The following is a 26,548-nucleotide window of genomic DNA, read 5'->3' as shown; positions in this document are numbered from 1 at the left end:
ATGCCAGAGCTTTACTCTCCGGAATTCTCCCGTCAGTTCTTCCGGTGCCCTATCAACCGCGGCTTCGGCTCCAGACCGTCCAGACCGTGCCACGCCAGATTCACCAGATGCGCCGCGACCTCCGCCTTCTTCGGCCTGCGGACGTCCAGCCACCACTGACCCGTCAGCGCCACACTGCCCACCAGCGCCTGCGCATAGAGCGGTGCCAGCTTCGGGTCGAAGCCCCGGGCCTTGAACTCCAGGCCCAGGATGTCCTCCACCTGCGTGGCGATGTCGCTGATCAGCGACGCGAACGTGCCCGTCGACTGCGCCACCGGGGAGTCCCGTACGAGAATCCGGAAACCGTCCGTGTAGTTCTCGATGTAGTCGAGCAGCGCGAACGCCGCCTGCTCCAGGAGCTCCCGCGGATGCCCCGCCGTCAGCGCGCCCGTCACCCCGTCGAGGAGCTGGCGCATCTCCCGGTCGACCACGACCGCGTACAGCCCCTCCTTGCCCCCGAAGTGCTCGTACACCACCGGCTTGGAGACCCCGGCCTTCGCCGCGATCTCCTCCACCGACGTGCCCTCGAAGCCCTTCTCGGCGAAGAGCGTCCGGCCGATGTCCAGCAGCTGCTCCCGGCGCTCCGCGCCCGTCATCCGCACCCGGCGGCCCCGCCGGGGCTTCTGCTCGCCGCTGCCGGTGCCACTGGTCCTGCCGTCGATCGCCACGTCTTCCATCATGCCGCGTCTGCGGGCGCGCTCTGGCGGCGGGCTTCGATGCGCTCCTTCGCCGGCCAGCGCACGTCGTACGCCCAGCCCGCCAGCTCGAACCAGCGGATCAGCCGCGCGCTGGAGTCGACCTGGCCGCGCAGCACCCCGTGCCGCGCCGACGTCGGGTCCGCGTGGTGCAGGTTGTGCCAGGACTCGCCGCAGGACAGCACCGCAAGCCACCACACGTTGCCCGAACGGTCCCGCGACTTGAACGGACGCTTGCCCACCGCGTGACAGATCGAGTTGATCGACCAGGTCACGTGGTGCAGCAGCGCGACCCGCACCAGCGAACCCCAGAAGAACGCGGTGAACGCGCCCCACCAGGACATCGTCACCAGACCGCCCACCAGCGGCGGGATCGCGAGCGACAGCATCGTCCAGAAGATGAAGTCACGGGAGATCCGCCGGATCGCCGGGTCCTTGATCAGATCGGGCGCGTACTTCGCCTGCGGCGTCCGCTCCTCGTCGAACATCCAGCCGATGTGCGCCCACCACAGGCCCTTCATCAGGGCCGGCACCGTCTCACCGAAACGCCACGGCGAGTGCGGGTCGCCCTCCGCGTCCGAGAACTTGTGGTGCTTGCGGTGGTCCGCCACCCAGCGCACCAGCGGACCCTCCACCGCCAGCGAGCCCATGATCGCGAGCGCGATCCGCAGCGGCCGCTTGGCCTTGAACGAACCATGGGTGAAGTAACGGTGGAAGCCGATCGTGATGCCGTGGCAGCCGATGTAGTACATCGCCACCAGCAGACCCAGATCGAGCCACGACACGCCGCCCCGGCTCCAGGCCAGCGGCACCGCCGCGATCAGGGCGATGAAGGGCACCGTGATGAACAGCAGCAGCGTGATCTGCTCGATCGATCGCTTCTTGTCCCCGCCGAGCGTGCCGGAGGGCAGGGGGTCCTGTTCGGTTTCGAGCAACTCAGGGCTGGTGGTCATGGGTGTCCCCTGGGGATGAAGGGATGAGGGATGAAAGGGAGCGGAACGGTATGAAACGAGCGCGAGGCTACGCGTCCGTAACCTACGGCGTCGTAAGTATGGCAGCGCCGGGGCGCGCGGCAAGGGGGCACAAGAGGGGCCTGCCCGCCGACCACAATGTGGACACCTATCCTGGGTGCGTCGGACAGCGCGGTCCGCAAGCCTCCAGTACCCCTCCAGACGTGCTCAAACACTGCAAGGAGCCGCACCTGTGAGCAGTGCCGACCAGACCCCCACCGCCAGCGCCGAGCTGCGCGCCGACATCCGCCGACTGGGCGATCTCCTCGGCGAGACCCTCGTCCGCCAGGAGGGCCACGAGCTCCTCGACCTCGTCGAGCGGGTCCGCAGCCTCACCCGCGAGGACGGCGAGGCCGCCGCCGAGCTGCTCCGCGGCGTCGAACTCGAGACCGCCGCCAAGCTGGTACGCGCCTTCTCCACCTACTTCCACCTCGCGAACGTCACCGAGCAGGTCCACCGCGGCCGCGAGATGCGCGAGAAGCGCGCCGCCGAGGGCGGCCTCCTCGCCCGCACCGCCGACATGCTCAAGGACGGCGACCCCGAGCACGTCCGCGAGACGGTCAAGAACCTCAACGTCCGGCCCGTCTTCACCGCGCACCCCACCGAAGCCGCCCGGCGCTCCGTCCTGAACAAGCTGCGCCGCATCGCCGCGCTCCTGGAGACCCCGGTCATCGAGGCCGACCGGCGCCGCCACGACCTGCGGCTCGCCGAGAACATCGACCTCATCTGGCAGACCGACGAGCTCCGGGTCGTTCGCCCCGAGCCCGCCGACGAGGCCCGCAACGCCATCTACTACCTCGACGAGCTGCACGCCGGCGCCGTCGGCGACGTCCTGGAGGACCTCGCCGCGGAGCTGGAGCGCGTCGGCGTCGAACTCCCGGCCGGCACCCGCCCGCTCACCTTCGGCACCTGGATCGGCGGCGACCGCGACGGCAACCCCAACGTCACCCCCCAGGTGACCAGGGACGTCCTGATCCTCCAGCACGAGCACGGCATCACCGACGCCCTCGAACTCGTCGACTACCTGCGCGGGCTCCTCTCCAACTCCATCCGCTACGCCGGAGCCACCCAGGAGCTCCTGGACTCCCTCCAGCGCGACCTGGAACTCCTCCCGGAGATCAGCCCCCGCTACAAGCGCCTCAACGCCGAGGAGCCGTACCGCCTCAAGGCCACGTGCATCCGGCAGAAGCTCGTCAACACCCGCGAGCGCCTCGCCTCCGGCACCCCCCACCAGGACGGCCGCGACTACCTCGGCACCGCCGAGCTCGTCCACGACCTCACCCTGATCCAGACCTCGCTGCGCGAGCACCGCGGCGCGCTCTTCGCCGACGGCCGGATGGACCGCACCATCCGCACCCTCTCCGCCTTCGGCCTCCAGCTCGCCACCATGGACGTCCGCGAGCACGCCGACGCCCACCACCACGCCCTCGGGCAGCTCTTCGACCGCCTCGGCGAGGAGTCCTGGCGGTACGCCGACATGCCGCGCGACTACCGGCAGAAGCTGCTCGCCAAGGAGCTGCGCTCGCGCCGCCCGCTCGCCCCGACCCCGGCCCCGCTGGACGCCGCCGGCGAGAAGACCCTCGGCGTCTTCCACACCATCAAGCAGGCCTTCGAGCGCTTCGGCCCCGAGGTCATCGAGTCGTACATCATCTCGATGTGCCAGGGCGCCGACGACGTCTTCGCCGCCGCCGTCCTCGCCCGCGAGGCCGGCCTGATCGACCTGCACGCCGGCTGGGCCAAGATCGGCATCGTGCCGCTCCTGGAGACCACCGACGAGCTCAAGGCCGCCGACGTCATCCTGGACGGCATGCTCGCCGACCCCTCCTACCGGCGCCTCGTCTCGCTCCGCGGCGACGTCCAGGAGGTCATGCTCGGCTACTCGGACTCCTCCAAGTTCGGCGGCATCACCACGAGCCAGTGGGAGATCCACCGCGCTCAGCGTCGCCTCCGCGACGTCGCCCACCGCTACGGCGTGCGCCTCCGCCTCTTCCACGGCCGCGGTGGCACCGTCGGCCGCGGCGGCGGCCCCTCGCACACCGCGATCCTCGCCCAGCCCTGGGGCACCCTCGAGGGCGAGATCAAGGTGACCGAGCAGGGCGAGGTCATCTCCGACAAGTACCTGATCCCGTCCCTCGCCCGCGAGAACCTCGAACTGACCGTCGCGGCCACGCTGCAGGCCTCCGCCCTGCACACCTCCCCGCGCCAGTCCGACGAGGCCCTCGCCCGCTGGGACGCGGCCATGGACACCGTCTCGGACGCCGCGCACACCGCCTACCGCAAGCTCGTCGAGGACCCCGGCCTGCCGGCGTACTTCCTCGCCTCCACCCCCGTCGACCAGCTCGCCGACCTGCACCTGGGCTCACGGCCCTCCCGCCGCCCCGGCTCCGGCGTCTCCCTCGACGGACTCCGCGCCATCCCCTGGGTGTTCGGCTGGACCCAGTCCCGCCAGATCGTCCCCGGCTGGTACGGCGTCGGCTCCGGCCTCAAGGCCCTGCGCGAGGCCGGTCTCGCCCCGGTCCTCGGCGAGATGTACGAGAGGTGGGGCTTCTTCGGCAACTTCCTCTCCAACGTCGAGATGACGCTCGCGAAGACCGACCTGCGGATCGCCCGCCACTACGTCGACACCCTGGTCCCCGACGACCTCAAGCACGTCTTCGACACCATCGAGGCCGAGCACGCGCTGACCGTCGCCGAGGTCCTCAAGGTCACCGGCGGCGAGAAGCTCCTGGACTCCAACCCGGTCCTCCAGCAGACCTTCGCCATCCGCGACGCCTACCTGGACCCGATCTCCTACCTCCAGGTCGCCCTCCTCGCCCGCCAGCGCGGCGCCGCCGAGCGCGGCGAGGACCCGGACCCGCTGCTCGCACGGGCCCTGCTCCTCACCGTGAACGGCGTCGCGGCGGGCCTGCGCAACACCGGCTGACGCCCGGCCGTACACAGGAAGGTGCCCCCGTGGAGATTCCTCCACGGGGGCACCTTCATGACGGGGTACGTCGGTACCGCCGGCCCTTAGTGCTGCTGGGCCTTGCGACGGCGGGTCACCAGGAACGCGCCGGCACCCGCGAGGGCCACGGCGACGGCGGCGAGAACGCCGACGGGGGCGCCGGCGCCGGTCTCGGCGAGGTCGCCGCCGGTGCTGCCGGTGCCACCGTTGCCGCCGGTCTCACCCGCGGGGGTGGAGGCGGACGGCGACTCGGTGCCACCGGGGGTCTCCGAGGCGCCGGGGGTCTCGGAGGCACCGGGGGTGGTCTCCGACGGAGCGGGAGTCCCGGTACCCGGGGTCTCCGTGCCGGGCGTCTCGGTGCCGGGGGTCTCCGTGCCCGGGGTCTCCGTACCGGGAGTCTCCGTGCCGGGGGTCTCGGTACCAGGGGTCTCCGTGACGGGAGGGGTGGTCTCGGAGACGGGGGTGGCCGGGCAGGTGTGGGACAGGTTGAACCAGCCCTGCTTGACCGGGGCGGAGACCTCGGCCGAGGCGGAGACCAGCTTGGCGCCCGGCTCGGAGGTCGCGTAGGCGTGCTTGTCGCTCGGCGGGCCGAAGGTCGTGATGGTCTGGATGCCACCCGGCTGGAACTCCACCGTCAGCTTGGTGAAGACGGCGGAGTCGCCCTTGCCGCTGCCCGGCAGCACGAAGTGCCAGCCGTCCTTGCCGGCCGGCACCGTCGGGCAGTCGCCCTTCTCGCCGAACTCCTCGGCGGTCAGGGGAAGGTCTTCGACCTGGTGGAGGGGCAGCGGCGCGGGCTTGGGGGCCTCCGACGCGGAAGCCACCGGGGCCAGGACGAGGGAGCCTGCCATGGCCGCGACAAACGCGGCGGCGGGTATGAGAGAACGTCGCATGTGCAGTCGTCCATCTATGGGATGAGGGATGCCGTGGGGGGTGGCAGGAGGGCAGCCTATCCATCGCTTTATGTCAGCCTTAAGCCAGAGCTCCATAACAATCGCGCCAGGAACTAGTGGAATCCGGCCACAACCCTCAGAGCGCGAAGAACGCCGCCACGAGCAGCGCCGCGCCCGCCCCGGCTGCCGACCACGCCGTCCTCGGCAGCCGCAGACCGCCACCGATCAGCGGCGCCGCGAGCAGTAGCGCCCCGCCCAGCGGCAGCCACGCGTGCAGACCGCCGCCCCAGCCCGTCCGTACGCCCTCGTCCGTGCCCGGCTTCACCACCACCGGGATCGTCACGCCCCGTTCCGCCGCCACCGAACGCGCGATCGTCAGCGTCCGGCGCGTCGAGGAGGCGTCCTCCGGGGCGTACCGGCCGCTGCACGTGTCATCGGTGCAGCCGGTGACCGTCAGCGTGCCGTGCTCCCGCCCCTTGGCGAGCAGGACGTGCTGGGCCGAGTTCCAGGAGGTCCAGGCGCCCGCGACCACGAGAAGGAGGGCGACCAGGGCCATGGCGGCGTTACGGACGTGCGTCATGACCCGCGATCGTACAGTCGTACCGCGAGAGCCCCACCGGCCTCAGGAGTTGTACGCGGACTGCGCCCGCTCCAGACCCTCCGCCACCAGGCACTCCACCGAGTCCGCCGCCCGGTCCACGAACCAGTCCAAGTCCTTGCGCTCCGTCGACGAGAAGTCCTTCAGCACGAAGTCCGCCACCTGCATCCGGCCCGGCGGGCGCCCGATCCCGCACCGCACCCGGTGGTACTCCGCACCCATCGCCTTCGTCATCGACTTCAGACCGTTGTGCCCGTTGTCGCCGCCGCCGATCTTCAGCCGCAGCACCCCGTAGTCGATGTCCAGCTCGTCGTGGATCGCCACGATGTTCGCCGTCGGCACCTTGTAGAAGTCGCGCAGTGCCGTCACCGGGCCGCCCGACAGGTTCATGTACGACATCGGCTTCGCGAGCACCACCCGACGGCTCGCCGGTCCCGGCGGGCCCATCCGGCCCTCGACGACCTGCGCCTGCGCCTTCCCCGCCCGCTTGAACGAGCCCCGCATCCGCTCGGCGAGCAGGTCCACCGCCATGAACCCGATGTTGTGCCGGTTGGCCGCGTACTCCGGCCCGGGATTGCCGAGGCCGACGATCAGCCAGGGCGCGTTCGCGTCATCGGTCATGTGCGTCGGGTCTCCTCGTCCAGATACGTCCAGATACGAAAAACGGGGTGACGGGCCGTGCGGCCCGTCACCCCGTCACGTCAAACAGAGCCTACGGCTCAGGCCTCCGCGCCCGCGGTGGCCTCGGCCTCGGCGGCCGGCTCCTCGGCCTGCGCGGCCAGGACCTGGAGGACGACGGCCTCGGCGTCGGTCACCAGGGTCGAGCCCTTCGGCAGGGTGATGTCACCGGCGAGGACGGAGGAACCGGCCTCCAGGCCCTCCACGGAGACCGTGACGGCCTCGGGGAGGTGGGTGGCCTCGGCCTCGATGGAGAGGGTGCTCAGCACGTGCTCGAGCAGGTTGCCACCGGCGGCGAGCTCGCCCTCGGCCTGGACCGGGATCTCGACCGTGACCTTCTCGCCGCGCTTGACGAGCAGCAGGTCGACGTGGACGAGGTAGCCCTTGATGGCGTCGCGCTGGATGGCCTTCGGGATCGCCAGCTCGTTCTTGCCGTCGACGTCCAGGGAGAGCAGGACGTTCGGCGTACGAAGCGCGAGGGCGAGGTCGTGGGCCGGGAGGGTCACGTGCGCCGGCTCGGAGCCGTGGCCGTAGACGACGGCGGGAACCTGGTTGTTGCGGCGGATCGCCCGGGCGGCGCCCTTGCCGAACTCGGTACGGACGGCAGCGGCGAGCTTGACCTCGGACATGGTGCACTCCTCGTAGAAAGGTGACGAAAAACCTGGGTCACCCGGCCACGACTGGCGATGGCCTGCTACGAAGAGCGCGTCGATAACGGACCGCCGTGACCCTGTACATCCGTACGGGTACGGCCTCCCTCGCCGAGCAACTACGGCAGTCTACCGGCCCGCCGCCCTACCACCCAATTCGATCACCCGAACACGACGGAGGGCCGCTCCCCCGAACGGGGAAACGGCCCTCACGCCCACTGCCTACTGCCTGCCGCTCACTGTGCCGCTACGGCTCAGTGCTCCTCGAAGAGGCTCGTCACCGAACCGTCCTCGAACACCTCGCGCACCGCACGCGCGATCGTCGGCGCGATCGACAGCACCGTGATCTTGTCCAGCTCCAGCGCGCCCGGTACCGGCAGCGTGTCCGTGAACACGAACTCGCTCACCTTGGAGTTCTTCAGGCGGTCCGCCGCCGGACCCGACAGGATGCCGTGCGTGGCCGTCACGATGACGTCCTCCGCGCCGTGCGCGAACAGTGCGTCCGCCGCGGCGCAGATCGTGCCACCGGTGTCGACCATGTCGTCCACCAGGACACAGACGCGGCCCTTCACGTCACCGACGACCTCGTGCACGGTGACCTGGTTGGCGACGTCCTTGTCACGACGCTTGTGCACGATCGCCAGCGGCGCGTCCAGCCGGTCGCACCAGCGGTCGGCGACCCGCACGCGGCCCGCGTCCGGGGAGACGATCGTCAGCTTGGAACGGTCGACCTTCGCGCCCACGTAGTCCGCGAGCACCGGCAGCGCCGACAGGTGGTCCACCGGGCCGTCGAAGAAGCCCTGGATCTGGTCCGTGTGCAGGTCCACCGTCAGGATGCGGTCCGCGCCGGCCGTCTTCAGCATGTCCGCGACCAGACGCGCCGAGATCGGCTCACGGCCGCGGTGCTTCTTGTCCTGACGGGCGTAGCCGTACGACGGGATGATCACGGTGATGCTCCGGGCCGAGGCCCGCTTCAGAGCATCGATCATGATCAGCTGTTCCATGATCCACTTGTTGATCGGAGCCGTGTGGCTCTGGATCAGGAAGCAGTCCGCGCCACGGGCCGACTCCTGGAAGCGGACGTAGATCTCACCGTTGGCGAAGTCGAACGCCTTGGTCGGAACGAGGCCGACGCCCAGCTGGTGCGCGACCTCCTCGGCCAGCTCGGGGTGGGCGCGGCCGGAGAAGAGCATCAGCTTCTTCTCGCCGGTCGTCTTGATCCCGGTCACAGCACTGTCTCCTCAGACGTGTTGTCTGGCCGCGTTCCACGAGCTGTCGTGCGCGTGTGCGAGCCAGCCGAATTTGTGTGCACGTATCACGGTACGCCGAGTTCGACGCACCCGTTTCCGGTCAGCTTTCGCCGGCGGAGTCCTCCGAGGCGGCCTGAGCGGCCTGCGCGGCAGCGCTGCCGGGACGCTTCCGGGCCACCCAACCCTCGATATTCCGCTGCTGGCCCCGGGCGACGGCGAGCGAGCCGGCCGGCACGTCCTTCGTGATCACGGACCCCGCGGCGGTGTACGCGCCGTCCCCGATCGTGATGGGAGCCACAAACATGTTGTCCGACCCGGTCCGGCAGTGCGACCCGATCGTGGTGTGGTGCTTCGCCTCACCGTCGTAGTTCACGAAGACGCTCGCCGCGCCGATGTTCGTGAACTCGCCGATCGTGGCGTCACCCACGTACGACAGATGGGGGACCTTGGTGCCCTCGCCGACCGTCGCGTTCTTCATCTCGACGTACGTGCCGGCCTTGGACTTCCGGCCGAGGTTGGTGCCCGGACGGAGGTACGCGAACGGCCCCACGGAGGCGCTCTCGCCGATGACGGCGGAGTCGGCGACGGTGTTGTCCACCCGGGCGCCCTTGTCGACGCGGGTGTCCTTCAGGCGCGTGTTCGGGCCGACCACGGCGTCCTCGCCGATGTGCGTCGTCCCGAGGAGCTGCGTACCGGGCAGGAGGACGGCGTCGGGCTCGAAGGTCACGGTGACGTCCACGAAGACGGACGCGGGGTCGACCACGGTCACGCCGGCGAGCATGGCCCGCTCGATCAGCCGCCGGTTCAGCAGGGCGCGGGCCTCGGCGAGCTGCACGCGGTTGTTGATCCCGAGGATCTCGCGGTGGTCGTCGGCGACGGAGGCGCCGACGCGGTGTCCGGCCTCGCGCAGAATGCTCAGCACGTCGGTGAGGTACTCCTCGCCCTGGCTGTTGTCCGTCCGGACCTTGCCGAGGGCGTCGGCGAGCAGCTGCCCGTCGAAGGCGAACACGCCGGAGTTGATCTCCCGGATGGCCCGCTGCTCGTCGGAGGCGTCCTTGTGCTCGACGATCTCGGTCACGGCCCCGGTCGCCGGGTCCCGCACGATCCGCCCGTACCCGGTGGAGTCGGGGACCTCGGCGCTCAGCACGGTGACGGCGTTGCCGTCGGCGGCGTGGGTGTCGGCGAGGGCGCGCAGCGTCTCACCGGACAGCAGCGGGGTGTCGCCGCAGACGACGACCACGGTCCCCTCGGGCGCCTGCCCGAGCTCCTCCAGGGCCATCCGTACCGCGTGCCCGGTGCCGTTCTGCTCCTCCTGGACGGCGGTCCGGGTCCCGGCGTAGTGCTCCTCCAGGTGCCCCTTCACCAGTTCGCGGGCGTGCCCGACGACCACGACGAGGTGCTCGGGCTCCAACTCCCGGGCAGCGGACACGACATGCCCGACGAGCGACCGCCCGGCGATCTCGTGGAGGACCTTGGGGGTCTTCGACTTCATACGGGTGCCCTCACCCGCTGCGAGGACGACGACGGCTGCCAAGGGGGCCTCCCCTGTTCGAGCGGAGCCGAGAACTTGGGGGCGGTTGGCGCTCACGGGAATGCCCTTCGGCTTTGGGTGGTGGACGCACGAAGGATACCGGGGGGCAGGGTGGCGGACATGAGTGCGGGTCCTGACCGCGACGGTCAGGACCCGAGTGAAGAAGCTCCCCCGCCAGGACTCGAACCCGGACATAAGGCACCAAAAGCCTCAGTGCTGCCAATTACACCACAGGGGATGGTGTACGGGGTGGAAACGGACAAAGCGTCGGTCTCGTGCCCCGGCGGCCTCCACTATGCCGTACCAAGTGGCTTCGATGCGACGGTGTTCGCCGCGGCGACGCCGGGGCTCGCCCGTAGGGTGGTGGGTATGACCACAACGGGGGCAGACCGGGGCGCCGTGGGCGTCGGGAATTGGTGGTGGTGGGGGAGACGGCGGAGTGCCGTGCTCGATGGGGGGCTCGCCCTCGTGTCCGCCTTGGAGTGCGCGCTCGAAGGGATCGGCTTCGCCGAGAAGGCCTCACTGCCCGTGCCCGTCGGGGTGCTGTTCGGGCTGATGGTCGGCTCCGTACTGCTCGTACGGCGGCGATGGCCCATCGCGGTCGTGCTCGTGTCGATCGCGATGACGCCCGCCGAGATGGGCTTCCTCATGGGGATCGTCGGGCTCTACTCGCTCGCCGCCTCCGAGGTGCCCCGGCGGATCACCGCCCTGCTCGCCGGGATGTCGACGGTCGCCGTGTTCGTCGTGACCGCGGTGCGGATGCGACAGGACCTCGCCCAGGCCGACGTCGGGCAGCCGGACATCGACCCGAGCGGCTGGTACGTGCCGGTCGTCGCGCTCTTCATGACCCTCGGGCTCAACGCGCCGCCGCTGCTCTTCGGCCTCTACATAGGGGCGCGCCGCCGGCTCATGGAGAGTCTGCGGGAACGGGCGGACAGTCTGGAGCAGGAGCTGTCGCTGCTTGCGGACCGGGCGGAGCAGCGGGCGCAGTGGGCGCGGCAGGAGGAGCGGACGCGGATCGCCCGTGAGATGCACGACGTGGTGGCGCACCGGGTGTCGCTGATGGTGGTGCACGCGGCGGCGCTGCAGGCGGTGGCGCTGAAGGACCCGCAGAAGGCCGTGCGGAACGCCGCCCTGGTGGGGGACATGGGGCGGCAGGCGTTGACCGAGCTGCGGGAGATGCTGGGGGTGCTGAGGGAGGGGACCGCTCCGGTGGCCCCCGCTCCCGTGCCGCTGGCGGCCGTCGGTCGGGCCGCCGCCGCTGCCGCCGAGGCCGCCGCCGAGGACGGGCCCTGTCTGGACGCGCTGGAGGGACTGTGCGAGCAGTCCCGGCTCGCGGGGGCGGTGGTGGAGTTCGTCGTCATCGGTGACGCGCGGGCCTATCCGCCGGAGGTGGAGCGCACGGCGTACCGCGTGGTGCAGGAGGCGTTGACCAACGTCCACAAGCACGCGGCGGGTGCCGAGGTCGTGGTGCGGCTCGCGCACCGGGAGGTCGAGGTCGCGATGCAGGTGGAGAACGGTCCGTGTCCTTCGGACGCGGGCGTCGCCGACGTACGGCTGCCGAGCGGCGGGAACGGGCTCGTCGGCATGCGGGAGCGCGTGCTGCGGCTCGGCGGGGTGTTCGTCTCCGGGGCGACCGATGAGGGCGGATTCAAGGTGTCGGCGGTGCTGCCGACGGTCACCCCGCCGTCAGGCGGGTCGGCTGCGCGCCCGTGACGAGGGTCGAGAGCGCCGCGTCGATGTCCTTCCCGAGGTACCAGTCGCCCGCGTGGTCGAGGCTGTAGACCCGCCCCTCCATGTCCATGGCGAGGATCGCCTGGTGGTCGCCCTCCTCGCCGAGCGGCGCGAGCTCGGTGTCCAGGGCGCGGCCGAGGTCCGCGAGGGTGCGGGAGAGATGGAGCCCGGCGAGCGGGTCGAAGCGGACGGCCGCGGGTGCTATCTGGCGGCCGTGGCCGGGCGCGGTGATCCGCAGCCCGCCGAATTCGGCCCAGGCCTCGACGACGGCGGGGAAGACGCTGTGCCGGTGTCCCGCCGGGGAGAGGTGGGCGCGCAGGGTGTCGGCCCATTCTTCGGCGAGCTTGATGTCCCAGCGGCCGGGCTGCCAGCCGGCCTCGCGGAGGGCGGCGTCGACGTTGACCGGGAACCGGGTGGTGCTGAGGTGGTCGGGCATGTGGGTGCGGTCAGCCGTTCTCGACAGGCGTGGTGGGGTCGACGGTGCGGACACCGAAGTGGGCGAGCATCGCGGTACAGGAGCGGCAGGGTGCGGCGTAGCTGCCGTGCAGGGGGTCGCCGTCCTCGCGGATGTGCCGTGCGGTGAGCTTGGCGTGCTTGAGGGAGCGGCGGGCCTCGCCCGGGGTGAGCGGTTTGCGCTGGGCGCGTTTGGAGCGGGCGTTCTCGGTGGCGGTGAGGTGCCGGGAGAGCAGGATCGCCTCGGGACATCGTCCGGTGAAGCGTTCGCGCTGGCCGCTGGTGAGGGTGTCGAGGAAGTCCTGGACGAGGGCGTGCAGGGCGGGCGGCCGGTCGCCGCGGCCGGCGGTGCAGGTGAGGGTCGTCTCGCCGCGGACGGAGAGAGCGGCCCCGACGGTGGGAAGGATGCCGTCGCGGCGCTGACGCAGTAACGGCGCGCGTGTGGTGTCGGCGCTGCTGCTCCAGTTGAGGCGTGGGTCACCCTGTGTGGGTGTCGGTGCTGCGTGCATGGTGCTGGTCTTCCCCTCCTGCAATCCCCCGAGTTGCGTGGACAGCCTGCCAAATAGGGAGCCATATGGGGAAGCTGGGGCGCCGAAACGCGGCTTCGGTGTGTCGCAATCATGGTGCACCTGTCATGGCGTCGTGACAGTTGGTCACCGTCGGATCGGGCCGGTTCGGGCTCTTGTGGCAGCGCATAGGCTGTGCGGCATCAGTCAGGAGCAGCCAGCGGCTGCGGGTAGTAGCAGTCAGCGACGCCAGTGCAGGGGGCAACCGCCATGACGACAGGTCGGCTCGGGCAGGACACCGCGCCACCGAACGCGGCCTATGCCGGGCAGGTCGTGCACTTCCCGGACCCGGTCCGGGCCTCCCGGCACCCGCGAGGGGTGCGGGTGGACGAGTTCGGTCACCCGGACTTCTCGCCGTACGCGCGTGCGGCGGCGGAGATCGCCGACCCGCCGGAGGGCTTCGGCGTCGACGAGCTGCGGCTCACGGACTACGTGTCGGCGAACGCGGCGATGGCGGCGACCGGTCATGAGCTGTGGGACACGATCCCGTCGGTGGCGACGCCGCACGGCTGGACCTGGCACCACGTGGCCCGCAGTCGCCGGATGGAGCTGGTCCCGGTCGAGGTGAAGGCGTTGCTGCGCCATCACGGCGGGGTGGCGACGGCCGCCGTGGACCATGCGAAGCGGGGCACGCGCCCCTTGCAGGAGACCCGGCCGGCGCACTTCGGGCTGCCGAAGGGCCTGGTGTCGGTGTCGGAGCAGCAGCTCCAGGGCGTCGAGGAGGATCTCGGCTACCGGCTTCCGGGGGCGTACCGCTCGTTCCTGCGGGCGGCCGGCGGCTGCGCTCCGGTGGGTGCGGCGCTCGACGCGGAGCTGGGGCTCCTGGTCGACCAGCCGTTCTTCACGGTGCGGGAGGAGGCGGGGGTCAATGACCTCGTCTACGTCAACAAGTGCCTCCGGGACCATCTGACCAAGGACTATCTGGGCGTGGCGTTCGTCCAGGGCGGCCTGATCGCGCTGAAGGTGCGGGGTGAGGGGGTCGGTTCGGTGTGGTTCTGCGCGTACGACGACGCCCGGGACTCCGGCGAGGTGGCGGCGGGCTGGTCGGTGGGTGAGCGGGTGGAGCGGCTGCTGCTGCCCTGTGGTGCGGACTTCGACGCGTTTCTGCAGCGGCTCGCGGGCAATCCGCCGGAGCTGGAGACGGTGGCGAACCTGATGGTGGACGGTGGCTTCGCGCGTGCGGTGCCGGTCGTCCCGGTGGGGGAGTGAGTGGGCTGTGGTGACGTTCGCGCAGGCGCAGGAGCGCGCCGAGGAATGGATCAACGGCGACCTGCCGTCGTATCAGCACCGTGAGGTGCGGGTGCGGGAATTCGAGCTGGGGTTCGTGGTGTGGGCTGAGGACCGCGAGGGCGGTCCGACGTCGGACGGCGGGCGTCAGCGGCTGGTGATCGCCCGGGACAGCGGTGAGGCGACGCTGTGGCCGGGGCTGCCGGTGGGTGAGGTGATCCGCCGGTACGAGGAGGAGTACGGGGCCTCGGAGGAGGTCCCGGCGCAGGCGGCCGTGCCGGCGGCGCGGATCGATCTGAACCAGACGTCGTTCCTGTTGAGTCCGCCGGAGTGGCTGCAGGACGCGGCGGACCGGATCGGGCTGCCGAAGCAGCCGAACGCCTCGCAGGAGAGCGGGAGCGCGACGGCGTCGACGGACGACGCGTCGGAGCCGGTGGCGGCGGCGGAGACGGCCCCTTCGGCCTCGGTCGCCTCGTCGTCCTCCTCGTCGGAGGGCGCGGGGGTGTCCGCGATGGCGGGTGCCGTCGCGTACGAGCCGACCGCGATGGACGGGGTTCCGGCGGAGACGCCGGGTGCGGGTGCGGCTTCGGCCCCTGCGGCTCCGGTGGCCCCCGCTCCGGTGGCCCCGGCTCCTGCCGCTGCGGCCCCCGTCGCTCCTGTGGCGCCTCCGGCTCCGCCCGCGCCGGCGCCCGGTCCCGTACCCGCGTCGACTCCGCCGCCCGCGCCGAGTCCGTGGGCCGACGCCAACGCGAGTTCCGGCGGTGCGGACGGCGCGGTGCCGCTGCCCGCGACCGTGTTCGCGCCGGCGCTGTCCGGGACGGACGACGAGGACACCCCGCTGCCGCAGGTGGGTGCCGACGCGCCGACCGCCCTGATGAAGGGCGGCAGCGCGCTGCCGCCGACCGCCGTGGCGCCCCGGCTCGACCCGTCCGCGCCGCCGCCGGGCGGCGCTCCGGCGGGCCCGCCCGCGCCGGTCACGCCGTCCGCGCCTCATGCTCCCGTGCCTCCGCAGGCCGCCGGTCCCGGTGTGCCGCCGCCCCCCGCGCCCTCGGCGCCGGGTGCCCGGGACATCGCGGACGCGGCGACCAGCAAGGCCGCGCTGCCGCCGAAGAACGGGCGCGGTCCGGCGGCGCCCCCGCCGCCGCCGGGAGCCCCGGGTGTCCCCGGTGGCTCGTCGGGCGCCGGTGCGTACATCCCCACACAACTGGTGTCGCAGCTCGGGCCCGAGGGGCCCAGGCCGCCCGCGCAGCCGGGTCCGCCCGGTCCGCCGCCCGCTCCGGCCCCGCCCGGTCCGCCGACGCCGCCGCAGCCCGTGCACCACGCGGCGACGATGCTGGCCCACCCGAACCAGGGCGGTCCGGGCGCGCCTCCGCCGCCCCCGCCGCCGCCGGGTGTGCCGGGTACGCCCGCGGGCGGCATCGAGCACGCCGCGACGATGCTGGCCCACCCGGGTCCGGCCGGTCCGACGGCGCCGCAGCCCCCGGGGCCGCCGGCTCCGCCGCCGCCGCTGCACGGCGGTCACGTACCGCCGCCCGCGCCCGCGCCCGGTCCCGTACCCGGTCCGGTTCCGGGTCCCGGTCCCGTGCCCGGGGCCGTACCCCCCGCGTACGGCTATCCGCAGCCGACGGGTCAGCCGACGGTCGGTCCCGGCTACCAGGCGGTGCTGCGCTATCGCGCGCCCGACGGTTCCGAGGCGCAGATCATCCGGCGTTCGGCGCCGGGCACCCCGCACCCGGAGTGGCAGATCCTGCACGAGCTGCGCGCGATGAACGTGCCGCCGCAGCAGGTGCTCGAGCTGCACACGGAGCTGGAGTCCTGTGAGCTGCCCGGCGGTTACTGCGCGCGGATGATCCGGGAGACCTGGCCGCAGGCGCGGATCACCAGCATCGCCCCGTACGGTCGTGATCACGCGGGCCGCCAGCAGGGCATGCGGCAACTCATCACCCACCAGGGCGAGTTGCACCAGGTCGCGGACGGTCCCGCGCGCCCGGCGCCGGTGCGGGCGCCGCTGCCGCAGGTGCAGCCGGCGCCGCCGGTTCCGCCGGAGGCGATCGCGCAGGAGCTGGCCGGGGCGTTCGGTCCCGGCATCCTCCGCTTCGACCAGCGCGCCGTGTCGCGGCAGGGCGTGCCGGAGCTGGTGGCGCGCACGCTGGTGTGGGCGGGTCTGCCGGCGGACTTCGGGCCGTTCTTCTGGGCGCAGCCCGCGGTGCCGGTGGTGCCGACGCTGGCGGAGCTCGCGGCGCAGCGGCAGGTCCAGGCCGCACCGGACGCGGGTTCGTACCTGGTGCTCGGTTCGGACTTCGGCCGGGCGATCTGCGTCCAGTACGGGACCGCGCACATCGTGGCGGTGCCGGTGGAGGCCGGTCCCGGCGGGCAGCCGGTGCCGCCGCAGTTCGTGAACACCGGACTGCCGGAGTTCACGCGCGCGATGGCGCTGCTCGGCCGGATGTGGCGGCTGCGGTTCGGGCTGAACCCGGAGCAGGCGGGCCGCTGGACGGTCGACTTCCAGGCGCAGTTGGCGATGCTGGACCCGGCGGCGCTGTCGTCGCCGGAGAACTGGTGGTCGGTGCTGCTCGAGCAGATGTGGGACGGCCTTCTGTAGAAGGTGGGGCCGGGGTTTCCCGCTGACGCCGCTGGACAGACTCTGCTGGACAGAATGTGATGAAAGGCGCTCGACGTGTATGCACGTTGGGCGCCTTTTGTCCGTTCTGATGCAGCATCCTGGATGTTCGGGTCGGGCACAGGGAAGGGGCGCCAGGGATGAGTTTCGCTGTCGGACGGGGGCGCGGGTATCGGCCCGAGCAGGTCGACCGCCATCTCGTCGCGCTCTCCGAGGACCGTGACGGCGCCTGGGAGCGGGCCGCGCGGCTCACCGTCCTCGCGAAGGAGATGGAGGCCGAGGCGGCCCGGCTGCGGGCGGCCGTGGAGGCGTTGGTGCCGCACCGGTACGAGGCCCTCGGCGACCGGGCGGGGGAGATCCTGGCGCTGGCGGAGCTGGAGGACGAGACGCTCGTACGGGCCGCCGAGGCGGAGGCGCAGTCCCTCGCGGAGGCGGCGGAGGCGGCGGGCCGGGAGGCGGCGGAGGCGGCGCGGGCTTATGCGGAGGGCGTCCGGGCGGCGACCGACGCGGCGGCGGGCGCGACCCTGGCGACGGCGCGGGCGCGGGCCGAGGAGCTGACGACGGAGGCGCGGCGCGAGGCGGAGGAGCGGCTGACCGGGGCGCGGCAGGTCTTCGAGGAGACCGAGCGGCGCGCGGCGGAACTCCTCGCGGAGCAGGGCGCGGAGCAGACGGCCGTACGGGAGGAGGCGGAGCGTACGGCGGAGGGCCGGGCGGCCGTCCTGGACGCCCACCACGAGGAGCTGACCGCCGCGGCGGAGACGAGGCTCGCGGAGGCGCAGCGGTCCCTGGCGGAGACCGAGGAACAGGCCCGGCACGGCCAGGAGGACGCGGAGGCGAGAGCGGGCGGGCTGCTCGCGGAGGCCCGGATGAAGGCGGAGCGGGCCGAGCGCGAGACGGAGCGGGTGCTGCGGGAGCACGAGGAGGCCCGGGACGAGATCCACGGCCACATGGACCACATCCGCAACTCGCTGGCGGCGCTGACGGGCCGCGCGGGGGCGACGGGGGAGGGCGAGGAGTAGCGGCCTGCCCCCCGGGGCCCGCGCAGCCCCGCCCCCGACCCCGCCCCGCCCCAACTGTCTAAGCTCACTCGTATGTTGATGCGACCGACCGCCGTCAATCTCGACTGTGCCGACCCCCTGGCCCTTGCCGACTTCTACCGCCGGGCCACCGGGCTGCCGCTCCACGAGCGGTCGGACGGGGAGTTCGCGGGGGTCGGCGGGGGTGAGGGCGAGCTGATCCTCGGCTTCCAGCGGGTCGACGGCTACCGGCCGCCGACCTGGCCCGGCCCGGACGTGCCGCAGCAGTTGCACCTCGACTTCGACGTCGACGACCTGGACGATGCGGTGGCCCGGCTCGTGGAGTGGGGCGCGACGGTGCCGACGGCCCAGCCGAGCCCCGACCGGTGGCGGGTGGTCCTGGACCCGGCGGGGCATCCGTTCTGCATCTCGCCCCGGAAGCGGGCGGGCGGCGCGTGACCGAGGCGGGGCTCCTGGCGGAGACCGGGTTCCTGGCGGAGGCCGGTGGCGGCCGGACGCCGTCCGTCGGCTAACCTCCCCTTTCCCAGGGGAGGGAACACCTACGTGAACTACGCACGCACGCGCGGCCGCCGTCTCGCGGCCGCCGCCGTCACCATCGTCCTCGCCGCCACGGGCGGCACGCTCACCGCACTCCCGGCCGCGGCCGCGCCGGGGGCCGCGCAGGAGGACCAGCAGACCACGGTGACGTTCCCGCGCAACGCGGACGTCGTCGGCGCAGGACCGAGCGGCTTCCTCTCGAAGTCCCGGGGCAGCACCCCGGAGTTGCGCTGGACCCGGTACGCGGACGGGTCCTCGACCGTGCTGTCCGGGGTCTCCGCCGGAGCGTCCTCGGACCTCGTCGTCACGGGCGACCGGACCTACCTGTCGGAGAGCCGCGTCCTGAAGCTCCACGACATGTCGACGCCGGCGTCGGCGGCGGCCGGCCCGGTCGTGGTGGACCTCGACGACCTCGGCACCGGATACGGCCTCGCCGGGGTGTTCGGTTCCACCCTCGCCATCCTCGTGCCGACCGGGGAGGACAGCTTCCGGACGCGCCTCTTCACCCTCGTGGACGGCAAGTTGACCGACCGCCCGATCACCGGGCTGCCCGAGGACTGCATCCCCGGCGACACGGGAGGCTACAGCTCCGGTGCCGCGGTCTTCGACTGCTGGGACCGTGAGGACAGGCCGTGGACCAAGGCGGTCGTCGACCTCACCACGGCGACCGCGGTGTTCTCGCAGACCCTGGACGCCGGGAGCGAGCCCCGGTGGCAGAACGCGATCTCCGACACGTACGCGGTGTGGCGGGAGCACGACAGGACCACGGAGTGGTTCGGTGTGCACCGGCGCGGCACGTCCGAGCGGAAGCTGATCAAGGCGAGCGGCGACTCGTACGACGCGCTCCACCTCGTCGGCGGCTGGATCGTCCAGGGCCAGCAGGTCCACATCGACGACACCGGCAACCCCAACGGTGCGTCCGAGCGCCCGCTGCGGCCGTTCACCGCCGAGTCCGTCGAGACGCGCGAGAAGGTCCAGCTCCTCACCGCCCACTCGTCCGCCGTCGCCGGTCCCGGCGGCACCCTTCTGGTGCGCGGTGGCACCCCCGAGCAGGGGGAGGGCCTCTACCGGATCTCGCCGCGCGCCGACGGCGGCAGGCCGGTTGTCGAACTGGTCGCCTCGACCCAGCAGTCGACCTTCGTCACCCTCACCGGTTCCGTCACCCCGAAGGCGCTCTCCGGCGCCCAGGTCGCACGCGGGGTCGACTTCAGCTGGGACCTGTCCCGGGCGGACAGCCATGTGCGGCTGTCCGTGACCCACGTGCGCAGCGGGAAGAGTGTGTCCCACCAGTGGCCTGCCCCCTTCGGTGTCACCGCCGGGACGCCGCGCCGGATCACCTGGCGCTGGGACGGCAGGGACCTGGAGGACTCCTACCGGGCGGGGCCCGCCCGCAACGGCGAGTACGAGTGGAAGCTCACCGCCCTTCCGGACGAGGGCATCGGCCCCGAACTGGTCACCACTGGCCGGTTCACCGTGACCCGGCCCGCCGCACCGCACGACTACGACGACGACGGCGCGGCCGACCTCCTCGTCCGGGACACCGGCGGCGTGCTGTGGCGCTTCGGTACGCGGCCCACCGCCCCGGGCGGCTCCCTGACGGACACCGGGGTCTCGCGGGTCAGCGGGGGCTGGCAGGTCTACGACCGGATCGAGACCGCCGGGAACATCGCGGGCACCACCGCACCCGACGTCCTCGCCCGGGACCGCGTCGGCGGCCTCTGGCTCTACCAGGGCACGAACGACCGGGACAGGCCGCTCTCGGGGCGGACGTGGGTCGGCGGCGGCTGGCAGATCTACGACCGGATCGCGGGCGGCGGCGACGTCACCGGTGACGGCCGGACGGATGCCGTCGCCACCGACAAGGCCGGCGTCCTGTGGCTCCACCCCGGCACGGGGAAGGCCACCGCCCCCTTCTCCGCCCGTAAGCGGGTCGGCGGCGGTTGGGGCGTCTACAACGAGGTCTCCGCCGTGGGGAACCTCGCCGGAGGCCCGGCCGGTGACCTCCTCGCCCGGGACAGGAACGGTGTCCTCTGGCTGCACCTCGGCAAGGGCGACGGCACCTTCGCCGCCCGCACCCGGATCGGCGGCGGCTGGGGCGGCTTCACCGGCCTCGTCGGTGTCGGCGACGCCAACGGCGACGGCCGCGCCGACCTGATCGCCTCGTCGGCCGCCGGCACCACCTTCTACGCCGGCACGGGCGACTGGAAGGCGCCCTTCAAGCCCGGCGTGAAGACCGACGTCGCGAGCGGGGTCCCGTACGACACCGTCTTCTAGCCGGTCCCGTCGGGCGGAGGCGTACTCCGCTTCGATCGGCCGACGGCAACACCCGGCCCCCGTCCGGCAGTTCCGGACGGGGGCCGGGGTGTGCGGGTGGACCCGCACGGCCGGGCGCGGCCGTGCGCCCGGTTCACCCTGGCGGCGGCAGCGGTCAGGCGGAGTCGTCCCCCGCCGCCTCCCGCAGCACGGGGAAGCGACGCGGTGCCAGGGTGAGGAGGACCAGGAGCGCGAGGGCCGCCGCGCCCGCCGCGCCCACGAAGACGTAGTCGACCGCCGCGTCGACCGCGCGCCGCAGACCGTCCATCGTCCCGGCCGACAGCGAGCCGGGCGCGTCGAGTGCGCGGGCCAGGGTGTCCAGGTCGCCGCCGCCCAGGCGGGCGGCCAGGACGGCGTTCGCCACGGCGCCGAACAGTGCCGCGCCCACGCTCTGGCCGACCTGGCGGCAGAAGAGGACCGACGCGGTGGTCGTGCCCCTCTCCTCGTACGGGACGGTCGACTGCACGCCCACGATCAGCGGCAGTTGGAAGAGGCCGAGCGCCCCGCCCAGGAGCAGCATGACCAGGGCGGGTTGCCAGGGCTCCCCGGGGAACGGCAGGAACGGGAAGGCCAGGAGCAGCAGCAGTGCCAGGGAGATGCCGATGACGGCGGTGAGGCGGAAGCCGATCCGGCCGTAGATCCGGTTCGAGAACGCCGCGCTGATGGGCCAGCTCAGGGTCATCACCGAGAGGACGAACCCGGCCGCGATCGGGCCGAGGCCCAGGACGGACTGCGCGTACGTCGGCAGGAAGACCGTCGGCGCGACCATGAGCAGGCCCAGCGCGCCCAGCGCGAGGTTGACGGCTGATATCGTGCGGCGGCGCCAGACCCAGCCGGGGATGATCGGTTCGGCCGCGCGCCGTTCCACGAAGACCGTGACCGCGCCGAGGACGGCCGCCCCGGCCAGGAGGCCGAGGGACGGGGCCGACAGCCACGGCCAGGCGACGCCGCCCTGGACCAGTGCGGTCAGGAGCAGGGCTCCGGTGGCGAAGACGGCGAGCGCGCCCGCCCAGTCGATCCGTACGCGCGCGCGTGGCTCACGGGGTGCCGCCCGCTCCGGCTCCACCAGGTGCCTGACGATCAGCCACAGCGCCACCAGACCCACCGGCAGGTTGATCAGGAAGATCCAGCGCCAGTCCGCGTACCCCGCGAGGAGTCCGCCGGCCGCCGGGCCGGCGACCGAGGACGCGGCCCACACGGAGGAGAGCTTCGCCTGGATCTTGGGGCGTTCCTTCAGTGGGTACAGGTCGGCGGCGATCGTCTGGATCGTGCCCTGGAGCGCGCCGCCGCCGAGGCCCTGGACGACGCGGAAGGCGATGAGGGAGGCCATGTTCCAGGCGGCCGCGCACAGCAGGGAGCCGATCAGGAAGAAGACGACCCCGGCGATCAGGACCGGCTTGCGGCCGAAGGTGTCGCTGAGCTTCCCGTACACCGGCAGGGTGACCGTCACGGCCAGCAGATAGCCGGAGAACAGCCAGGAGAAGACGGCGAGCCCGCCGAGGTCGCCGACGATCTGGGGGACGGCCGTGGACACGATCGTGCCGTCGATGGCGGCGAGCCCCATGCCGAGCATGAGGGCGGCCACGACGGGGCCGCGGCGGCGGGGGGTCGGCGAGCCGGGTGTGGCGGCGGTTCCGGCCTTTCCGGCGGGTGTGCCCGCCGGTGTCGTGGAGGACTCGGTCACCGCGAGAATCCTTTCTTTGTACACCTAAATGTTCGTTCGACAGGGTCTCACCCGTACCCGAGGTGGAGGAACCCCCAAGGCGTTCCGTTCCGTGTCCTGTGCCTCCGGAGCGCGACGGACGGCGGGCGCCTTCTGTGTGAGATGAGGGCCTCCACCTCAGGGTGGAGGCCCTCACGCATGTCCGGCGCGGCGGCCGGAAAGGACGGTGGCGCAGGTGGAGGCGTCGGCGCCGCGGCCGGAGGCGTGGGGGTGCGGCCGGAGACGCGTCGGCGGTATGGCGACGGATGAGCCTCGGGTGGACGTCCCTTAGGGGGATCTCCCCCTTACGGCCCAGGGGTTGTTCGTCCCGCCGGAGGAGGAGGAGAGCCGCTCCGGCTCCTTAACTTGAACTTACAAACCCACCCACTGCTCCACGCCATCGCTAGGAGAAAACCGTGACCACGGCTGTGACCATCCCCAGGCACGGGGGAGACGATGAAGGTGCGGCGCGCGGCGCCTCGTTGGGGGGCGGTGGTCGGGCGGCGGGTGGGCGTACGGCCGTCGCCGCGCGGGCGCGTCAGGTCGTCAAGGCGTACGGCTCCGGGGAGACCCGGGTCGTCGCGCTGGACTCCGTCGACGTCGACATCGCCCGCGGACAGTTCACCGCGATCATGGGACCCTCGGGTTCCGGCAAGTCGACGCTGATGCACTGCCTCGCCGGGCTCGACACCGTCACCAGCGGCGAGATCTTCCTCGACGAGACCGAGATCACCCGGCTCAAGGACAAGAAGCTCACGCAGCTGCGCCGGGACCGGATCGGCTTCATCTTCCAGGCGTTCAACCTGCTGCCGACGCTGAGCGCCATCGAGAACATCACGCTGCCGATGGACATCGCCGGCCGCAAGCCCGACGCCGAGTGGCTGCGCCGCGTCGTCGACACCGTCGGTCTCTCCGAGCGCCTCAAGCACCGCCCGAACGAGCTCTCCGGCGGCCAGCAGCAGCGGGTGGCCGTGGCCCGCGCCCTCGCCGCCCGGCCCGAGATCATCTTCGGTGACGAGCCGACCGGAAACCTGGACTCGCGGGCGGGCGCCGAGGTCCTCGGCTTCCTCCGCACCTCGGTCGACGAGCTGGGCCAGACGATCGTCATGGTCACGCACGACCCGGTCGCCGCCTCCTACGCGGACCGGGTTCTCTACCTCGCCGACGGACGGATCGTGGACGAGATGCTCCGGCCGACCGCCGACGCCGTCCTCGACCGCATGAAGGACTTCGACGCGCGCGGGCGGACGTCATGAGCGTCCTGAAGACCTCGCTGCGCAACTTCCTCGCGCACAAGGGACGTATGGCGCTCTCCGCCATCGCCGTCCTGCTCTCCGTCGCGTTCGTCAGCGGCACCCTCGTGTTCACCGACACCATGAACACGACGTTCGACAAGCTGTTCGCGTCGACCGCCTCCGACGTCACCGTCAGCCCCAAGGACACCGACCCCGGCGAAGTGTCCCAGGGCGGCCGTCCCGAGGCCTTCCCCGCCTCGCTGGTCGAGCAGGTCCGGAAGACCGACGGCGTCCAGGCCGCGCAGGGCGCGGTCGTCTCCACCGGCGTCACCGTCGTCGACGCGAAGAACAAGAACGTCGGGCCCACCAGCGGCGCGCCGACCATCGCCGTCAACTGGACTCCCAACGAGCTCCGTTCGGTGGAGATGGCCTCCGGCCACGAGCCGCGCGGTCCCACCGAGGTGGTCGTCGACGGCGACACCGCCGAGAAGCACGGCCTGAAGCTCGGCGACGAGCTGCGGACGATCTCCGTCGTGGGTGACTTCACCGCGCGGATCTCCGGCATCGTCGAGTTCAAGGTCACCAATCCGGGCGCCACGGTCGTCTACTTCGAGACGCCCGTCGCGCAGCGCGAACTCCTCGGCAAGGAAGGCCTGTTCACCCAGATCGCGGCCGACGCCAAGACCGGGGTCAGCGACGACACCCTCAAGGCGAGCATCGCCGCCTCGATCGGCGACGGCTACACGCTGCAGACGGCCGCCGAGGCCGCCGACGCGGGCCGCGAGGACGTCGCCGGCTTCCTCGACGTCATGAAGTACGCGATGCTCGGCTTCGCCGGGATCGCCTTCCTCGTCGGCATCTTCCTCATCGTCAACACCTTCTCGATGCTGGTCGCCCAGCGCACCCGCGAGATCGGCCTCATGCGGGCCATCGGCTCCAGCCGCAAGCAGGTGAACCGTTCCGTCCTCATCGAGGCGCTGCTGCTCGGACTCGTCGGCTCCGTCGCCGGAGTCGCCGCCGGCGTCGGACTCGCCGTCGGACTGATGAAGCTCATGTCCTCGATCGGCATGGAGCTCTCCACCGACGACCTCACCGTCAAGTGGACGACCCCGGCCGTCGGCCTGGTCCTCGGCATCGTCGTCACCGTCCTCGCCGCCTACATCCCGGCCCGCCGCGCCGGGAAGATCTCCCCGATGGCAGCCCTCCGCGACGCGGGCACCCCCGCCGACGGCAGGGCCGGCCGGATCCGCGGCGGCATCGGTCTCTCCCTCACCGCCGCCGGAGCGGCCGCGCTCGTGGCGGCGTCCCGCGCCGAGGAGGCCGGCCCCGGCTCCCTCTGGCTCGGCCTCGGCGTCTTCCTCTCCCTCCTCGGCTTCGTCGTCGTCGGCCCGCTCCTCGCGGGTGCGGTCGTCCGCGCCCTCGGCGTCGTCGTCCTGCGGATCTTCGGCCCGGTCGGCCGGATGGCCGAGCGGAACGCGCTCCGCAACCCGCGCCGCACCGGCGCCACCGCCGCGGCCCTGATGATCGGCCTCGCGCTCGTCGCAGCCCTGTCGGTCGTCGGCTCCTCGATGGTCGCGTCGGCCACCGACGAGCTGGACCGGTCCGTCGGAGCCGACTTCATCGTGCAGTCCGGCACCGGGCAGCCGATCGTCCCGCAGGCCCAGGCGGCCCTGGAGAAGGCCCCGGGCCTGGACCACGTCACCGAGTACCGGTGGGTCGACGCCACCGTCACCGACCCGCACGGCAAGACCACGACGGCCGACCTGGCCGCCACCGAACCGTCGTACGTGAAGGACCTGCGCCGGGAGACCACCGCAGGCACCCTCACCGACGCGTACGGCAAGGGCGCGATGTCGGTCGGCAGCGACTACGCCACCGAGCACCGGGTGAAGGTCGGCGACGTGCTGACCGTCGCGTTCAAGGGCGGCGAGAAGGCGAAGCTGAAGGTCGCGGCGATCACCGCGGACACGGGCCAGGTCGACAACGGGGCGATGTACACCAACGTCACCACCCTCGCCGAGTACGTCCCCGCCGACCGCATGCCGCAGAGCCTGCTCCTGCTCGCCAGCGCGAAGGACGGCCAGGAGACCGAGGCCTACCAGGCCCTCAAGGACGCGCTCGTGCCGTACCCGCAGTACAAGGTGAGCAACCAGGCCGACTACAAGGAACAGCTGCAGGACCAGGTCGGACAGCTGCTCAACATCGTGTACGGGCTCCTCGCCCTGGCGATCGTCGTCGCGATCCTGGGCGTCGTGAACACCCTGGCCCTGTCGGTCGTCGAGCGGACCCGGGAGATCGGCCTCATGCGGGCCATCGGCCTCTCCCGCCGCCAGCTGCGCCGCATGATCCGCCTGGAGTCGGTGGTGATCGCCCTGTTCGGTGCGCTGCTCGGCCTCGGCCTGGGCATGGGCTGGGGCACGGCCGCCCAGAAGCTCCTCGCCCTGGAGGGCCTCGGGGTCCTGGAGATCCCCTGGCCGACGATCCTGACGGTCTTCGTCGGCTCGGCCTTCGTGGGTCTGTTCGCGGCGCTGGTCCCGGCCTTCCGGGCGGGCCGCATGAACGTCCTGAACGCGATCGCGAGCGAGTAGCGCGGTCGCGGGACGGAACGGGGGAAACGGGGGAGTACGGCCCCGGTGCGCACGCGCACCGGGGCCGTACCGGTCCCAGGAGCGGCCCGGAGCCGGCCGCGTCACTCTCCCGGGTGGCCCCTTTCCTTCGGGCGAGTGACAGTGGCACGTCGTAGGCTGGGGGACGACCGGGCCGTACGCGCCCGGGACCACCCCGGCCCGTGCGACGTGTCGGGCTGTTCGCGTTGCCCGCCCCCGTCACCCCTCGGGAT

At 72.2% G+C, this 26,548-nt stretch carries 20 protein-coding genes and 1 tRNA gene; 9 read left to right on the top strand and 12 right to left on the bottom strand.

What is annotated here, in order from left to right; translation table 11 throughout:
- Window positions 1–32: 32 nt before the first annotated feature.
- Entirely contained in the window at window positions 33–716 is a 684-nt protein-coding gene (locus E0F75_RS28340; protein ID WP_229313870.1) for a TetR/AcrR family transcriptional regulator, read from the bottom strand.
- On the bottom strand, window positions 716–1,687 hold the full coding sequence (locus E0F75_RS28335) for a fatty acid desaturase (protein WP_229313790.1): 972 nt from the start codon (window positions 1,685–1,687) through the stop codon (window positions 716–718). The genes E0F75_RS28340 and E0F75_RS28335 overlap by 1 nt, the downstream gene beginning before the upstream one ends.
- A gap of 250 nt (window positions 1,688–1,937) precedes the next feature.
- Here E0F75_RS28335 and ppc point away from each other — a divergent pair, with 250 nt between their 5' ends.
- Window positions 1,938–4,667, top strand: coding sequence for a phosphoenolpyruvate carboxylase (gene ppc / locus E0F75_RS28330; protein ID WP_229313789.1), 2,730 nt, complete (start codon window positions 1,938–1,940; stop codon window positions 4,665–4,667).
- A gap of 86 nt (window positions 4,668–4,753) precedes the next feature.
- Here ppc and E0F75_RS28325 read toward each other — a convergent pair whose 3' ends face one another.
- From E0F75_RS28325 to E0F75_RS28295, 7 genes are all read right to left on the bottom strand, one after another.
- Window positions 4,754–5,578 (bottom strand): LPXTG cell wall anchor domain-containing protein, encoded by an 825-nt coding sequence (locus E0F75_RS28325; RefSeq protein WP_229313788.1) that lies wholly within the window; start codon window positions 5,576–5,578, stop codon window positions 4,754–4,756.
- A 136-nt stretch (window positions 5,579–5,714) separates the two neighbouring features.
- The gene (locus E0F75_RS28320; protein ID WP_229313787.1) at window positions 5,715–6,158 is read right to left on the bottom strand and encodes a hypothetical protein; all 444 of its coding nucleotides are present in this window, start codon (window positions 6,156–6,158) and stop codon (window positions 5,715–5,717) included.
- Between the two features lie 42 nt (window positions 6,159–6,200).
- Window positions 6,201–6,797, bottom strand: coding sequence for an aminoacyl-tRNA hydrolase (gene pth / locus E0F75_RS28315; protein ID WP_229313786.1), 597 nt, complete (start codon window positions 6,795–6,797; stop codon window positions 6,201–6,203).
- A 98-nt stretch (window positions 6,798–6,895) separates the two neighbouring features.
- Complete coding sequence (locus tag E0F75_RS28310; protein WP_229313785.1) at window positions 6,896–7,483, bottom strand: 50S ribosomal protein L25/general stress protein Ctc; 588 nt, start codon at window positions 7,481–7,483, stop codon at window positions 6,896–6,898.
- Window positions 7,484–7,758: 275 nt separating this feature from the next.
- Window positions 7,759–8,733 (bottom strand): ribose-phosphate diphosphokinase, encoded by a 975-nt coding sequence (locus E0F75_RS28305; protein WP_030315367.1) that lies wholly within the window; start codon window positions 8,731–8,733, stop codon window positions 7,759–7,761.
- Between the two features lie 121 nt (window positions 8,734–8,854).
- A complete protein-coding gene (gene glmU / locus E0F75_RS28300) occupies window positions 8,855–10,342 on the bottom strand; it encodes a bifunctional UDP-N-acetylglucosamine diphosphorylase/glucosamine-1-phosphate N-acetyltransferase GlmU (RefSeq protein ID WP_374115443.1) in 1,488 nt (495 codons plus the stop codon).
- A gap of 109 nt (window positions 10,343–10,451) precedes the next feature.
- Window positions 10,452–10,523: transfer RNA gene (locus tag E0F75_RS28295), tRNA-Gln, on the bottom strand.
- 131 nt (window positions 10,524–10,654) lie between these two features.
- Here E0F75_RS28295 and E0F75_RS28290 point away from each other — a divergent pair.
- Window positions 10,655–12,001, top strand: coding sequence for a sensor histidine kinase (locus E0F75_RS28290; RefSeq protein ID WP_229313784.1), 1,347 nt, complete (start codon window positions 10,655–10,657; stop codon window positions 11,999–12,001).
- Here the strand turns inward: E0F75_RS28290 and E0F75_RS28285 are convergent.
- Both E0F75_RS28285 and E0F75_RS28280 read right to left on the bottom strand, forming a co-directional pair.
- Window positions 11,964–12,455 carry an SUKH-3 domain-containing protein gene (locus tag E0F75_RS28285; protein ID WP_229313783.1) on the bottom strand — a complete coding sequence of 164 codons (492 nt, stop codon included), beginning with the start codon at window positions 12,453–12,455 and terminating at the stop codon, window positions 11,964–11,966. The two genes, E0F75_RS28290 and E0F75_RS28285, sit on opposite strands and share 38 nt — an antisense overlap.
- 10 nt (window positions 12,456–12,465) lie before the next feature.
- Window positions 12,466–12,981 carry a YwqJ-related putative deaminase gene (locus E0F75_RS28280; protein WP_229313782.1) on the bottom strand — a complete coding sequence of 172 codons (516 nt, stop codon included), beginning with the start codon at window positions 12,979–12,981 and terminating at the stop codon, window positions 12,466–12,468.
- A 267-nt stretch (window positions 12,982–13,248) separates the two neighbouring features.
- Between E0F75_RS28280 and E0F75_RS28275 the strand changes: the two genes are divergently transcribed.
- The 5 genes from E0F75_RS28275 (at window position 13,249) to E0F75_RS28255 (ending at window position 20,733) form a co-directional block, all read left to right on the top strand.
- Entirely contained in the window at window positions 13,249–14,247 is a 999-nt protein-coding gene (locus E0F75_RS28275) for an SMI1/KNR4 family protein (protein ID WP_030315356.1), read from the top strand.
- A 7-nt stretch (window positions 14,248–14,254) separates the two neighbouring features.
- Complete coding sequence (locus tag E0F75_RS28270) at window positions 14,255–16,867, top strand: SUKH-4 family immunity protein (protein WP_229313781.1); 2,613 nt, start codon at window positions 14,255–14,257, stop codon at window positions 16,865–16,867.
- Window positions 16,868–17,025: 158 nt separating this feature from the next.
- The gene (locus tag E0F75_RS28265) at window positions 17,026–17,904 is read left to right on the top strand and encodes a cellulose-binding protein (protein WP_229313780.1); all 879 of its coding nucleotides are present in this window, start codon (window positions 17,026–17,028) and stop codon (window positions 17,902–17,904) included.
- Window positions 17,905–17,976: 72 nt separating this feature from the next.
- Window positions 17,977–18,360, top strand: a complete 384-nt coding sequence (locus E0F75_RS28260; protein ID WP_229313779.1) for a VOC family protein — start codon at window positions 17,977–17,979, stop codon at window positions 18,358–18,360.
- 105 nt (window positions 18,361–18,465) lie between these two features.
- Window positions 18,466–20,733, top strand: coding sequence for a VCBS repeat-containing protein (locus E0F75_RS28255; RefSeq protein ID WP_229313778.1), 2,268 nt, complete (start codon window positions 18,466–18,468; stop codon window positions 20,731–20,733).
- Window positions 20,734–20,887: 154 nt separating this feature from the next.
- On the opposite strand, the gene E0F75_RS28250 is transcribed toward E0F75_RS28255, so the two are convergent.
- Window positions 20,888–22,456: an MFS transporter gene (locus E0F75_RS28250; RefSeq protein ID WP_229313777.1), complete on the bottom strand. Its 1,569-nt coding sequence runs from the start codon at window positions 22,454–22,456 to the stop codon at window positions 20,888–20,890.
- A 434-nt stretch (window positions 22,457–22,890) separates the two neighbouring features.
- On the opposite strand from E0F75_RS28250, the gene E0F75_RS28245 reads away from it, so the two are divergent.
- Window positions 22,891–23,730, top strand: coding sequence for an ABC transporter ATP-binding protein (locus E0F75_RS28245; protein ID WP_374115442.1), 840 nt, complete (start codon window positions 22,891–22,893; stop codon window positions 23,728–23,730).
- A complete protein-coding gene (locus E0F75_RS28240) occupies window positions 23,727–26,297 on the top strand; it encodes an ABC transporter permease (RefSeq protein ID WP_229313776.1) in 2,571 nt (856 codons plus the stop codon). The genes E0F75_RS28245 and E0F75_RS28240 overlap by 4 nt, the downstream gene beginning before the upstream one ends.
- The last annotated feature ends 251 nt before the right edge of the window (window positions 26,298–26,548 follow it).

It is taken from the genome of Streptomyces sp. CB02980, assembly GCF_014451325.2.
Lineage (GTDB): Bacteria > Actinomycetota > Actinomycetes > Streptomycetales > Streptomycetaceae > Streptomyces.
The sequence above is the reverse complement of the archived record's forward strand: the minus strand, read 5'-3'. Positions and strand labels throughout refer to the sequence as shown.